This is a genomic window from Paenibacillus sp. J22P169 (genome assembly GCF_059691995.1).
This window is the reverse complement of sequence record NZ_JCAUAO010000014.1, coordinates 1-12,561: the sequence shown is the minus strand read 5'-3', so window position 1 is coordinate 12,561 and position 12,561 is coordinate 1. Positions and strand designations below refer to the sequence as shown.

Genomic DNA, 12,561 nt, shown 5'->3' with positions numbered 1-12,561 from the left:
GAGGTGACGCATATGTCCGCTAGCATCTGGCATATTACCCATTTGGAATTAACGATTCGCATTTTTATGGCTCTAGTCTTAGGGGGGCTCGTTGGGCTGGAGCGCGAGTGGAGTAACCATGCAGCTGGATTGCGGACGCATATTCTGGTCTGTATCGGATCTGCGGCTATTATGCTGCTATCGATCTATGGCTTCTCCGAGTTCGTTACTGAAGCGAACGTACGGACTGACCCAGCTCGTCTGGCTGCGCAAGTCATTAGCGGGATAGGGTTCCTGGGAGCAGGTACGATTATGAGGACCGGATCTACGGTGTCAGGACTTACGACTGCCGCTTCTGTGTGGGTTGTTGCAGCCATCGGTCTATGTGTAGGGGCAGGTTTCTTCTACTGTGCTGTGTTGGCGACCGTTATGGTCTTGCTAAGCTTGTTTGTCCTAAATAAGTGGGAGAAAGTAGTCATGAAGAACCGGCGAACGCAGGAGGTTGTCATTAAGATTATAGATAAACCAGGAGTTCTGGGCACAATTGCAACTCGTTTTGGCGAGCAAGGCATTCAGGTCGTTAATGTGCAAATGAAACCTGAAGGCATCATTGAAATTTCAGGCACAGCGGAAGGGGTGATGGAGCTTCGTTTTCATTTGAAAAACGGATATACGGAAGCGCTTTTACAAGCGGTTGACAGCATACTAAAATCAAACCATATCATATCTTTGGAGTCTAAGGGGGTGCAACTGGACGGCGCTGCACGAATGAATCAAACCTATGCGGTCTAATTAATTCCAAATGGCAGTTCTACTATTTCTTAATATCGATTTCGTTGACATAAGCCCTGTAAGTATGACATACTTTCATTAAGAAAACGCTTTATTTCGTTCCAAACGATTGGGTGCGGAGATCACTGAGACAGCCCAAGAGACGAACGGATCGTGCATGTTTGTGCGGTCATTTTGTTTCTTGTCTGACTAGTGCTCTCCTTTTTTATGTCCATTTCGTTAGTGACCGATGTTGTTTCATTCAAATTGATGATAATTGGAGAGGGGATTTTCTATATGAAAAGGATAAAATGGTTACCATTGCTTGCAGCGACAACTCTGACATTAACGGCATTAACTGGCTGCGGCAGTGGCAGTGGCAGTACAGAGGAAACGGCAGTTGAAGTTCCGCCAGCGGTGGAAGACAACAAGCCTGTCACGATTCAATACTGGCACTCCCATGCCGAAGTTCAAATGCCAGCAGTGAATGATATGATCGCCGCATTCCAGAAGAAGTATCCGAACATTACCGTAGAGCCCGTCTTCCAAGGTGCTTATGTTGATTTGCAAAAGAAACTGCAGGCGGCGATTGCGGCAAAAGAAGTTCCTGCCGTGACCAACGTCGAAGTATCAGCGCTTCCGACCTTTGCCGACAGCGGCGCCTTCGCCGATTTATCCGGTTATATCAAGCGGGATAAGGTTGATATGAATGACTTTTCACAGGGGATGCTGCAAGCATACTCGTATAATAAAAAGCAGTTCGGCTTCCCGCTTATTGTTAGCACAAGCGTCATGATCTACAACAAAACGCTGCTGGATAAGCTCGGCGTTCAACCACCGCAAAAGTGGACGGATATCGAAGAATTTAATAAAAAAGTAGCCGTTAAAGAAAACGGAAAAACGAGCCGTTATGCGTTCTCTGTTCCGGGTTGGGACACTTGGTACTTAGACCCATGGGTATCGAATGGCGGAGGATCCATCCTTAACCCAGAGCATACGAAAACACTTCTGGATCAGCCTGACAGTATGAGATGGATTCAAAACTTCAATAAATGGTTGAAAGACGGCTCCCTGCACATGGGGTATGGTAAAGGTGCTTCGGATACGATGAGACAAATGTTCCTGGAAGAGAAGATCGCCATGGTTCAACATACGTCTGCTGTATTGAAGACTTATTTGCAAAATGCCAAATTTGAAGTTGGCGTATCCTTTATTCCTGGAGACAAAGAGCGCAAGTCGCATATCGGCGGTGCAGGGATTGTAATGATGGATGGCGCCCCTGCTAATCAGAAGGAAGCAGCATGGAAGTTCATTAAGTTCATGACAGATGCTGAGCGTAACATTAAGTGGGCAGAGGGAACAGGTTACCTGCCAACACATAAGTCAGTTCTGAATACCGAAGAAGGCAAACAGTATTTCGCTAAGCTGCCTCAGTACAAAGCCGTATTCGATAACTTTGACAACGTGGTAGGACGTCCGCAGCACCCAGCGTATCCGGAATTTAGCAAGAAGTACATGGAAGCCGTGGGTAAGATGATTCTCGAGAATGCGGATCCAGATCAAGTGATGAAAGAAGCTGTGAAAGAAATTAATACGATTTTGGCAGAAAGTTAATCAAACATAGTCTTAACTTGTCGTGTAGAAAGCGAAGGTTTTCTGCACGACGGTTCATTTAAGTAAGGTGAGAGGGGATACCCATGAATACGGACAACAGGCCGAGCCAGATTCATCAAGAAGTTGGCGGTATCGTTACAACACGTTCTCGTTCCCGCCTGATGGAATATTTGAAAGATTTCTCTTTTGCCATTCCGGCATTAGCGATCCTGATCGTATTTATCTATTATCCGCTAGTCAATTCGTTGTTTATCAGCTTTACAAATTGGAACATGACGAAGCCTACGAAGAAATTTATCGGATTTGATAACTATGAATACTTGCTAACTAGTAAGACATTCTATAAAGTGCTTCAGGTTACATTCACCTATACAGTTGCAGATGTTGTGCTGACACTTGGCATTGGACTGCTGCTCGCCTTGTTATTTAACTATACATCGCGCACGTTCAATTTCATGAGAGCCGTTATCTTTATGCCGCACTATGTTTCGATGGTTATCGTGTCCATGATCTTCTTATGGATTTTTAACGGCCAGTACGGCCTTATGAACGACATTATGGAATGGATCGGTCTCGAACCGATACAATGGCTGACGAATACGAAAACATCGCTCTGGGTGCTGATCGTGGTTGCGGTATGGAAAGGCGTCGGCTTTACGATGATTATTTTCATTTCCGGATTAAGAAGCATTCCTGTTGAATACTATGAGGCTTCCGGTATCGACGGGGCGTCCAAGTGGAAGCAGTTCTGGAAAATTACAGTGCCGCTGCTGTCTCCGACAACCTTGTTCCTTGTAGTTACGCATTTCATCTCCTCGATGCAGGTGTTCCAGTCCGTTGACGTTATTACGAATGGTGGACCGCTAGAATCGACGAAGGCGATGGTGTACTGGATTTATGAAATGGCCTTTACCGACTTTAAAACAGGTAGGGCATCCGCACTCGTCGTGATCTTCTTCATTATTATTATCCTGCTAACGATGCTTCAAATGTATGTGTCCAAGAAGAAAGTCCATTACGAAGGGTAGGTACAAGAACATGAAAAAGCCGCTGCTCCATACTACCCGTATCGGTTTTGCCATCATCATTACGTTGGTAATGTTTTTCCCGATTTATTGGATGCTGATAACCGCTTTGAAAACGCCGGCAGAGCTCCGCTTGTCAGCTCCGACCTTTTGGCCGGATAAGGTGATGTGGGGAAACTTCGCATCCGCATTTAAAGCGTTTCCATTTTATCGGTTTACGCTGAATACGGTCATTCAAACTGTGGGGATTGTGTTTCTGCAGATTAATATTGGTCTCATGGCGGCATACGCCTTTGCGAAAGGAACATTTCCGGGCAGAGATAAGTTGTTCGCTCTTGTGCTTGCGGCACTCATCGTACCGGAGCAGGTTGTATTCGTACCTGTTTACGTTCTGATGTCAAAGCTAAATTGGATTAATACGTATTACGCGCTTATTATTCCGCATGCTGCATCCGCTTACGGCATTTTCCTCCTGCGCCAAATGTTTCGCTCTATTAATAATGATGTCATAGAGGCGGCTAAGGTAGATGGTGCGAACCGCTTCCAGGTGTTGTACAAAATATTGACTCCGATGGCGCTGCCAACCGTCTCTACCTTGGCTGTTATCAGCTTTATTAGCAGCTGGAATGCCTACTTCTGGCCGCTCATTATGACGAATTCGAATAAAATGCGCGTATTGACTGTAGGTATTTCTATGATGCGAGATTCGATCGCCGGCGATGAAGCATTGAATATGCACATCATCATGTCGGCGAGTGTATTGATTATCCTGCCAATCGTCGTGTTATTTATTTTTGCTCAAAAATATATTGTGGCTGCTATGGCTAATTCCACCTTTAAGTAAATCGGAGATGACCATAGGCATCAACTGGATCTGAGAGAATTGGAATGCATAGGAGGAACGTGGGAATATGACACAACCATCTGTATTAGTCATCGCTCATCGTGGAGCGAAGGGAGAGGCTCCCGAAAATACACTCGGCGCATTTCGCCTCGGGCTTGAACAGGGCTGCGATGCCATTGAACTGGATGTACACTTATCGAAAGACGGCGAACTCATCGTCATCCATGATTTCACCATTGATCGCACAACAGATAGGAAGGGTGTCGTGCATGAGATGACACTTTCACAGTTGAAGCGGGCCGATGCGGGTCGCTGGTTCGACTCAAAATTTGAAGGAGAACGGATTCCGACGTTAGATGAGGTATTCGACCTTGTTCCACCGGAAGTGATGATCAATGTTGAGATCAAGGATTCCTACAGCCGGATGCTGGAGCCAGCGCTAGTCGAGCTTATGAAGAAGAAAGATCGTGTGCATAATGTGGTAGTTTCCTCCTTTGATCACAAAAGTCTTCAATTTCTGAAGCTTATGCTGCCTGAAGCCAAAATCGGGCTCCTATATGAAATCAATCCGGGAAGTCATGCCGGTTTAGCTACAGGACTTGGGGTGCCCGTGTATTCCCTGCATCCTAGTTTTAAAAGGATTAACCGAGAGGATATACGTGATGCCGTAAGTAAAGGAATTCAGGTGTATCCTTGGACGATTAATGATGAGGGCAAGATGAGACAAGCAATCGATAAAGGTGCATCAGGTATTATTACGGATTTCCCTGGTAAGCTACGAGACATTTTAAATGCTCTGAGACAGCCTGCAGGAGGAGAAGGATGAGCAGGACACAACTCTCATGTGTTGTGATTGTTGCGGGGCTGATGGCTATGACGGCCATGGGCTGTCAGAAACCGGTAGAGATAGTGAATTCAAAGGCAGTTCCTACGGCTGCTACACCCAAGGCTGCTACACCCAAGGCAACTGCGCCCCTAGCAGTTCAAGCTATTCCTAACCAGGTGAACACAATGACAGAGATAACCCAAGAAGAAGCGGGTATTAAGATTCGCGTAGATATGCCTGAAATCAAAGCATTTCTTGAAAAGAGCAAGCAGGGACCTATCATCCCGGCACTGAAGCAAAATGCGATCCCGCAAGGTATGGCGTATTTAGAAGAAAAGAATTGGATATTGATTTCCCATTACCGAGAGGACGGCAAGTCTGGCATTTTATCCGTCATTGATGCGGAGAGCGGGCAGATGATCAAAGCTCTTGACCTGTATAAGAGCGAGACTACACCCTATACAGGGCATGCAGGCGGTGTTACCATTAGCAAGAAATATGTTTGGATTGCCTCAGAGAGCAACGTCTACTATATTCTCAAGGATGATCTGCTGAAAGCAAATAAGACAGATAAAATCGTCTTTAAAGGCTTCGTTCAAACGAATACCCGCGCTTCCTTTAACGCTTTTGCTGACGGTGTACTATGGGTTGGTGAATTTGCACAGGGCACCAGCTATCCTACGGATATTTCACATTATTTGACGAACCGTGATGAGAAAGAGCATAAAGCATGGGCTGTTGGTTATAAGCTCGACCCTTCAACGGACTTGCCGAACGATTCAAAATTGCAGACAACGGGACCGATTGTGCCTGACATGATTATTTCGCTGCCGGATAGTGTGCAAGCGATGTATACAGAGAAGGACAGCTTCTGGCTCAGCCAATCGTATGGAAGAAATAGTACCAGCGACTTAACTCGCTATAAGCACAGTTTATCGGAGAAGCCACATACGACAGTAAAGCTTGGACAAACCGAAGTACCTGTATGGTTTTTGGACGGTAAGAACAAGATGGAAAAAATGGAAATTGCACCTATGGCCGAAGGCATCTTTAAATGGAATGGCAATATGTACATTTTATTTGAATCTGGTGCAACGAAATACAAAACATCCTCTAGCTACGCATTGGACCGCATTCATATTCTGCCATGGCGTGAGTAAGCGACGGTGGTCGGTTGCCCGTATTTGCGTTATGATTGAGAGGTATTCAATATAACCGGAGGTGGACATCGCGACATGATCACTGGATTAGCACACAGGGGCTACCCGAAAAAATACCCGGAAAATACAATAGCATCCTTTCAGGCAGCTTTAGATTTGTCCTACAGTCATTTAGAGCTGGACGTTCAGCTTACTAGGGACGGAGTGCCTGTCGTTATTCATGATACGACCGTAAATCGAACAACGAATGGTACAGGCCGTGTTGCAGATTACACATTTGAGCAAATACGGAAATTGGATGCCGGAGGAGGTCAGCAAATTCCGACACTGAAGGAAGTTCTTTTGCTGGCCAAGGGGAGAGCTCAAGTCGATATAGAGCTAAAGCAAAGCGGGGATCTGTATCCAGGTTTAGAGGAGCAAGTGCTGGAGACAATACAAGACGCTGGGGTTCAGGATCAAGTATTCGTAACTTCCTTCGATCACTACGCCATCGTTCGAACAAGGGAACTATCCAGTCATATTAATCTGGGACTAGTCCTTTACGGTGCGACACCTGCGGTGTTTCCACTTGCTAAGGAAATTAGTGCGAAGTATGTATCTGTGAAACATATCTACTTAACAGATGACTTTGTTCATCGCTGTGACGAAGCTGGCATACAGTTGATTGCTTGGACGATCGATGATGAACAAGATATGCGGAATTTGCGGTCGCGTTATCCTCACATTTGGGCTTGCACGAATGAGCTAGAGAGATGGATGGCCGTATTTTAAATAAAAAAAGGAGCCCACAAACGATGTTGTGGCTCCTTTTTTTCACCTAAATGTGCAACGCCGTCCCTACAAATCATTCTCATGCAAATAAGCAATCGTCTCCGACCTGCCAGAGACATTCAACTTCTTATAAATAGCACTCAAATAATTCTTCACAGTCCCCGTAGTCAAAAACAATTCAGAAGCGATAGCTTGATTCGACTTCCCTTGTTTCAAATTCCGCAGTATATTCCGTTCCTGCATAGATAACCCAGACAGCTTGTCATCATATTGTTGCTCTTCACTAGGTTGGAGTCTTTCTTCCGTTGCGCGTTCTTCATGCTCTTCTGATGAACGAAGTGCTTGGACAAGGCGCGGCTGAATGCTTAGGGGGTAAGTAATACCGCCATCTAAGCACACCTGAATGGTAGAGAGTATTTTTTTAGTCTCGACGCCTTTAACTAAATAACCGCTAGCTCCATGACGTATCGCTTCCCAGATGTAGGATTCATTTTCAAATGTGGTCAAAATGAGCACCTTGATCTCAGGGAATTCGGCCTTGATTCGTTTGGTAGTCTCTAAGCCATCCAGCTTGGGCATATGGATATCCATCATTACGAGCTGAGGACGATGCAACTGTACTTGTTCAAGGGTGGCCAATCCATCCCCCGTTGTAGCTACGACGGTATATCCGTCTTCCATGCTTAGAATAGCTGCTAAACCGTCCCGGATAAGGGGTTGGTCATCTGCGATAAGAATGGTTGTGTGAGACAATTCGGTCACTCCTTCTGATCATTTTCGACTGAAGGGTATGGATATATCCAGTGTTACTCCGCCAGCTGAACCTGTGTTATGTATGGAAAACGTTCCTCCCACATCCTCTACTCGTTCCTTCATGGCATTTAGTCCATAGCCAAAAACAATAGAGACGGGGGGATGCCCATTGTTGGATAAAACGAATCGAATGACCTCATCATGATAGGTCAACGAAAAGTGGAAATAAGTGCTTAGGCCATGGCGAATGCCATTGGTTAAACCCTCTTGTAGTGCCCGATAAATGGTTAGCTCTATGATGGGTGTCAGATCAGGCGTCAGGGTGTCTATGGTGTAGGCAATGTCTACATTCGTTTGCTTTTTCGTATCATCGATCAACCGGATAAGCTCGGGGATGAAGGAGTGATCTGGGAAGTTTTCGCGCAAAACATGGACAGAACTTCGTACGTCATCTAGCCCCCTGAGAATATTTTCTTTCGTTCGGTCGATCATCTCTTTGGCAATAGGATAATTACTTTTATCCAAAGCGTGCGCTGCCGTCTGTAAACCGGTTAACGCCGATGTCAGCGTATGTCCAACTGAATCATGAATGTCGCGGGATATGCGTGTTCGTTCCTGCAGTTTGGCTTTCTGCTCCAACGCAATAGAGGCGATCCGCAGTTGTTCATTGTCGACAGCCAATTGATTCTTTTGTTGAAACGCAATTCTGGCAAGCAAGCTCATCCCGTAAATGGCAAAGAAATCAATCACTCTAGGAATAATTAAATAGATGTCCTCAAAAGGCGGAAACTGACGATAGATTATAACGCCTAGTAGAATACAAACATAATTGACGATCGTAAAAATAATGGCATGCTTTCTACCGTGATGAAAGGTGAATTCACCAATCAGAATTAAGAGGTAGATTTGTGAAAAATAACTTTCTGACCATACACAGATAACGAGAGCCAAAGCAAGTTGCGCGTATAAAAACTGGAATCCAGTCTTACCATGCAGAGCAATCTTAAGGATGTAATCCCGCATAAGGACGGCCGCAACATACGTGCATGCTAGCAGCAGTAGTCCAATAGAAAACTTACTCGTATGAAACAACAGAGAGAGTGTTGCACCTATCACGATGATATTCAAGGTGAGAGTCATGTTTTTGTGTAAATGTACATCCATATCAGTGGCCCTCAAATAGCATGCTATATTTTCCTTTCATTTTACCATAAACATGACTTAAGTCATAGAAATTCGATAAAAAGTGACAATAAAACTGCTATTCTAGTGATTTTCTTCATCTTGGATAGGTCTTTGGGATCATCTATAATGAGGGTAGAGGAATTTTGGAATTCCAAGGGAGGCATGTCTAAATGTTGATGATTTTATGGAACGTACTGGGTGGCATTCTTCTAATCTTGAGTTTATATATGCCCATTCGATTGTTATTGGAACGTAACCCTGAGTAGGAGGGAGTACGATTTGAAAGATGACTTTCAGCACAGGAAGAATAGAGAAATACTTGAAGAAGGGGGAACTGATTACGAGCGTATGAATGAGTTTCTGTTACAGGAAACGGGTACATCTATGGATGTTTTTTCAACTAGGTATCAAATCACGAAGCGAGAATCGGAGATTTTCTTGATGGTCGCGATCTATGGCTTTTCGAATCACGAGATTGCCGAACGTTGTAGGATCAGTGAAAAAACGGTCAAGATTCATCTTGCTAATATAATGAACAAAGCTGGTATCAAATCAATGCGGAAATTACTTTCTCTCTTATTTAATCATGTACTTTATTTTCGTGAAAGCAATCCGTTAACCGAGCAAAAGTAGAGAATGTCATAATCTGTCTATTTTTTCATATCATCTCAGCGGAACTAACGCTCTCTCATTACGTCTATTATTATGTTGCTATAAAATTCAATGCTAGCAACCGCTGATATAGAGGGAAAGGAAAGTAGATTATGTGGAAAAAAACTATCTTATTAGGCGCGCTGTTTGTTCTGTTGTTTGCAAATAACGCTTTTGCCTACGATGTACAACTCAAGCCCTTCCAAGATGAGGAACAAGATTATGCCAAGGATCCGATTTATACACTATCCGCATTAGGTATTATTAACGGCTATGAGGATCAAACCTATCGTCCCAATGATGATCTGTCTAGAGAGGTTTTCATTAAGTTGCTCGTTATGGCAGGTAAAATAGAGAATCAAGCCGCCCTTGGACAAATTCCCGCAGATGTTGCGAAGGACCGTTGGTCGGCACCTTATATTTCGGCGGTATTCGAACGGAAATGGTTAGATAGTTTACTAGATCAGGAAGGTTTGTTTCATCCTGCACAGACGATTAATAGAGAAGAAGTTGCTATGCTCGTAGGGAAATCGTTGCTGGAGTCTGAAAGCGAATCGACTCGTCAACAATGGCTGAGTACGGATTGGAAGCAAGAGCAGAGCGTTAGAGGCTTTAAGGATGATTCTGCTATGAATGAGGTTATGAAGCCTTATGTGTATTACGCAGCGCATCGTGGCATTATGGAGGGAGATCAGGCAGGATTTAACCCGAAGGAGTCTTTGATTCGTAAGCAGGCCGCAACGGTTATCTATCGTTTGATTGATAAGCGGATTGCCGAGCAAAAGATCGATTTCACAGGTTATTATGCGATTCAGTCCTATTCCGCGATTCAGCAAATGAATAAGCTTTCTCATGTCATTTTAGGTTGGTCTAACTTGTCATACAGCGGCGCTGGAACGGCTTCATTGAACATTAGCTCAACGGTTAATCGCGTGCCGAGTGGTTACGAGGAGGTCATTGCTGCTGCGAATGCTGCTCAAATCACGAAGGAACTGATGGTTTTCTATGATGGCGCTAATTTAAAAGACTTCCTTAAGGACCAATCTGCCCAAAAGACGTTTATCGCATCATTGCTTAGTACTTTGAAAGATCCAGCCTACTCGTTTACTGGGGTAAGCATTGATTTTGAAGGGTTGAAGGATGCGGCAAGTGCGGCAGACTATACTCAATTTCTTCAGGATTTGAAGGGGCAGTTAGGCTCGCTTTCGTTGTCCGTTGCTGTTCCTCCGATCTATTATTATAAGGGTTATGATTTAAAAGAGATCGGTAAGCTAGCCGATACAGTAATCCTTATGGCTTATGACTTCACACATGATGATAACATGTTGCCATCGGCTCCATTACCATTAGTGAACGATACAGTCCTTACAGCACTTCAATCGATACCGAAAGAAAAGCTGGTGCTAGGCATATCCAAACAAGCTAACCAGTGGATAACGACATCCGGCGTAACCGGACCTGCCCTTAGTCCAACTATTGCAGATGTAGAGAAAAGACTGGCGATGCCAGGTGTTGATAAGACGTGGGTAATGCCGTATTTCTTGAAAAAAGCTACGTTCGCGGACGAACGGGGTAGTCATGTGTTGTACTACGAAGATTCGCAGAGCATAGCCAAGAAGATTTGGCTAGCCAAATTCTATGAGCTAAATGCTGTTTCCTTATGGTATATGGGCAACTATACCGCGTCGGATTGGGAGCAAGTCGGAACGCAAGCGGCTAAGTAAAAACGGGTTATCATGCTATGGGATACAGCGGTATGGAATTGTAGATGTATGTTATACAAACTGACTGAGTAGGGTCACTCCATAAATGGAAATTAGGTAATAGAAGAGTGCTGCAACCTAGCCTCTTCTATTTTTTCATTCCAACGTGCTGCGAATTGATTTTGCTAGGCTAACCTTAATTGAGATTTCATAGCCATTTTTGTAAAGAAGCTTCGTCCAACGGATCAACTACTCATGCGCTTCTATGATCCGCAAAAAGGTTCTATACAGGTGTATGACCTTGACCTACGCAAAATCCAACTGTCTTCGCTGCTTACGCAAGCGGGTGTAATTTTTCAAGAATCGTATCTTTTCAATACGACAATACGTGGGAATCTGCTAATCGGTCATCCCGATGCCACAGAGGAAGAGCTTCTGGAGGCGACGCTTGCGGTCGGTGTTCATCGAATACGGAACACATCAGGAGCTGCTAGCGCGACATGGGGCCTATTACAGTCTCTGGCAGAAGCAGCAAGGTTTCCAACTATCGCACGCGAGAGAATTTGTCATAGAAGTAGAGCGCTTGAGACAGATGCCCTTCTTTGCTTATATGAATGAGGATCTCTTGCACGAGATCAAGGATTTACTGATGACGGAGAAAATCACTAGTGTTCAACATGTTTTCCGCCAAGGTGAAGCGGGTAATAAATTGTACATCATTGCACCGGGGGAAAGTGGAAGTCTCGAAAAGAAATACCCAAGGCGAGAACGAAAGGGTTGCTGTTCTTCATGATGGAGATCATTTCGGTGAAATCGCGCTGCTGAAGGATGCGCCTCGCAATGCCAACATCACTGCGCTAGCCGATTGCACGCTCTTGTCGCTGACTCGCAAGCAGCAGCTGCCTCTATTAGATCGCTATGCGGATATGAAGGCGAGTTTGAATCAGTCTTTGAGTGAGAGGAGCTAATGGAATAGCAACGAAAATAAAATTATGAATTGGAAAAATAAAACATTGCAATACTTGTCGAAATCATGCTATATTATCACTCCGGCCGCAAGACAGGCTGGCGAGAGTAACTGAAAGTAACTCGAAAAAAAGTAGTTGCACATTAAAAGTAAACATGGTATATTACTTCTCGCTGCTTCGGTAACACGGCAGTGAACGAGAGAAATTGATCTTTGAAAACTGAACAACGAGTGAGTAAGCACAGTCGAGTAATCGACTATAAAAGAGATTGCAAAATCTCGCTAGCTTCAAATGAGCAAGTCATCTTTCTA

13 protein-coding genes are annotated in these 12,561 nt (G+C 44.4%); 11 read left to right on the top strand and 2 right to left on the bottom strand.

From position 1 onward, the window contains the following. The first annotated feature begins 12 nt into the window (after positions 1-12). The 7 genes from AC58QG_RS33405 (at position 13) to AC58QG_RS33375 (ending at position 6,990) form a co-directional block, all read left to right on the top strand. Positions 13-771 (top strand): MgtC/SapB family protein, encoded by a 759-nt coding sequence (locus AC58QG_RS33405; RefSeq protein WP_497366336.1) that lies wholly within the window; start codon positions 13-15, stop codon positions 769-771. 276 nt (positions 772-1,047) lie between these two features. Continuing rightward, positions 1,048-2,364, top strand: coding sequence for an ABC transporter substrate-binding protein (locus AC58QG_RS33400; protein WP_497366335.1), 1,317 nt, complete (start codon positions 1,048-1,050; stop codon positions 2,362-2,364). Positions 2,365-2,447: 83 nt separating this feature from the next. After that, complete coding sequence (locus AC58QG_RS33395) at positions 2,448-3,392, top strand: carbohydrate ABC transporter permease (protein ID WP_497366334.1); 945 nt, start codon at positions 2,448-2,450, stop codon at positions 3,390-3,392. Between the two features lie 10 nt (positions 3,393-3,402). After that, complete coding sequence (locus AC58QG_RS33390; RefSeq protein ID WP_497366333.1) at positions 3,403-4,233, top strand: carbohydrate ABC transporter permease; 831 nt, start codon at positions 3,403-3,405, stop codon at positions 4,231-4,233. 67 nt (positions 4,234-4,300) lie between these two features. Then, a complete protein-coding gene (locus AC58QG_RS33385; RefSeq protein WP_497366332.1) occupies positions 4,301-5,059 on the top strand; it encodes a glycerophosphodiester phosphodiesterase in 759 nt (252 codons plus the stop codon). Then, positions 5,056-6,219, top strand: a complete 1,164-nt coding sequence (locus AC58QG_RS33380) for a hypothetical protein (protein ID WP_497366331.1) — start codon at positions 5,056-5,058, stop codon at positions 6,217-6,219. The genes AC58QG_RS33385 and AC58QG_RS33380 overlap by 4 nt, the downstream gene beginning before the upstream one ends. A 75-nt stretch (positions 6,220-6,294) precedes the next feature. Next, complete coding sequence (locus tag AC58QG_RS33375; RefSeq protein WP_497366330.1) at positions 6,295-6,990, top strand: glycerophosphodiester phosphodiesterase; 696 nt, start codon at positions 6,295-6,297, stop codon at positions 6,988-6,990. Positions 6,991-7,056: 66 nt separating this feature from the next. Here AC58QG_RS33375 and AC58QG_RS33370 read toward each other — a convergent pair whose 3' ends face one another. Together AC58QG_RS33370 and AC58QG_RS33365 are read right to left on the bottom strand one after the other, a co-directional pair. Beyond that, positions 7,057-7,743, bottom strand: a complete 687-nt coding sequence (locus AC58QG_RS33370) for a response regulator (protein ID WP_497366329.1) — start codon at positions 7,741-7,743, stop codon at positions 7,057-7,059. An 18-nt stretch (positions 7,744-7,761) separates the two neighbouring features. After that, positions 7,762-8,907, bottom strand: coding sequence for a sensor histidine kinase (locus AC58QG_RS33365; protein WP_497366328.1), 1,146 nt, complete (start codon positions 8,905-8,907; stop codon positions 7,762-7,764). Positions 8,908-9,207: 300 nt separating this feature from the next. Between AC58QG_RS33365 and AC58QG_RS33360 the strand changes: the two genes are divergently transcribed. From AC58QG_RS33360 to AC58QG_RS33345, 4 genes are all read left to right on the top strand, one after another. After that, positions 9,208-9,561: a response regulator transcription factor gene (locus tag AC58QG_RS33360; protein WP_497366327.1), complete on the top strand. Its 354-nt coding sequence runs from the start codon at positions 9,208-9,210 to the stop codon at positions 9,559-9,561. Positions 9,562-9,692: 131 nt separating this feature from the next. Beyond that, a complete protein-coding gene (locus AC58QG_RS33355) occupies positions 9,693-11,303 on the top strand; it encodes a glycosyl hydrolase family 18 protein (RefSeq protein WP_497366326.1) in 1,611 nt (536 codons plus the stop codon). Between the two features lie 234 nt (positions 11,304-11,537). After that, positions 11,538-11,900 carry a hypothetical protein gene (locus tag AC58QG_RS33350; protein ID WP_497366325.1) on the top strand — a complete coding sequence of 121 codons (363 nt, stop codon included), beginning with the start codon at positions 11,538-11,540 and terminating at the stop codon, positions 11,898-11,900. 59 nt (positions 11,901-11,959) lie between these two features. Next, positions 11,960-12,250, top strand: a complete 291-nt coding sequence (locus AC58QG_RS33345; RefSeq protein WP_497366324.1) for a cyclic nucleotide-binding domain-containing protein — start codon at positions 11,960-11,962, stop codon at positions 12,248-12,250. Positions 12,251-12,561: the final 311 nt, after the last annotated feature.

What these genes read in the sequence shown, in the direction of transcription:
- AC58QG_RS33405 (WP_497366336.1), top strand. Translation starts at nt 13, where the DNA reads ATGTCCGCTAGCATCTGGCATATTACCCATTTGGAATTAACGATTCGC.
- AC58QG_RS33400 (WP_497366335.1), top strand. Translation starts at nt 1,048, where the DNA reads ATGAAAAGGATAAAATGGTTACCATTGCTTGCAGCGACAACTCTGACA.
- AC58QG_RS33395 (WP_497366334.1), top strand. Translation starts at nt 2,448, where the DNA reads ATGAATACGGACAACAGGCCGAGCCAGATTCATCAAGAAGTTGGCGGT.
- AC58QG_RS33390 (WP_497366333.1), top strand. Translation starts at nt 3,403, where the DNA reads ATGAAAAAGCCGCTGCTCCATACTACCCGTATCGGTTTTGCCATCATC.
- AC58QG_RS33385 (WP_497366332.1), top strand. Translation starts at nt 4,301, where the DNA reads ATGACACAACCATCTGTATTAGTCATCGCTCATCGTGGAGCGAAGGGA.
- AC58QG_RS33380 (WP_497366331.1), top strand. Translation starts at nt 5,056, where the DNA reads ATGAGCAGGACACAACTCTCATGTGTTGTGATTGTTGCGGGGCTGATG.
- AC58QG_RS33375 (WP_497366330.1), top strand. Translation starts at nt 6,295, where the DNA reads ATGATCACTGGATTAGCACACAGGGGCTACCCGAAAAAATACCCGGAA.
- AC58QG_RS33365 (WP_497366328.1), bottom strand. Translation starts at nt 8,907, where the DNA reads ATGGATGTACATTTACACAAAAACATGACTCTCACCTTGAATATCATC.
- AC58QG_RS33355 (WP_497366326.1), top strand. Translation starts at nt 9,693, where the DNA reads ATGTGGAAAAAAACTATCTTATTAGGCGCGCTGTTTGTTCTGTTGTTT.
- AC58QG_RS33350 (WP_497366325.1), top strand. Translation starts at nt 11,538, where the DNA reads ATGCGCTTCTATGATCCGCAAAAAGGTTCTATACAGGTGTATGACCTT.
- AC58QG_RS33345 (WP_497366324.1), top strand. Translation starts at nt 11,960, where the DNA reads ATGTTTTCCGCCAAGGTGAAGCGGGTAATAAATTGTACATCATTGCAC.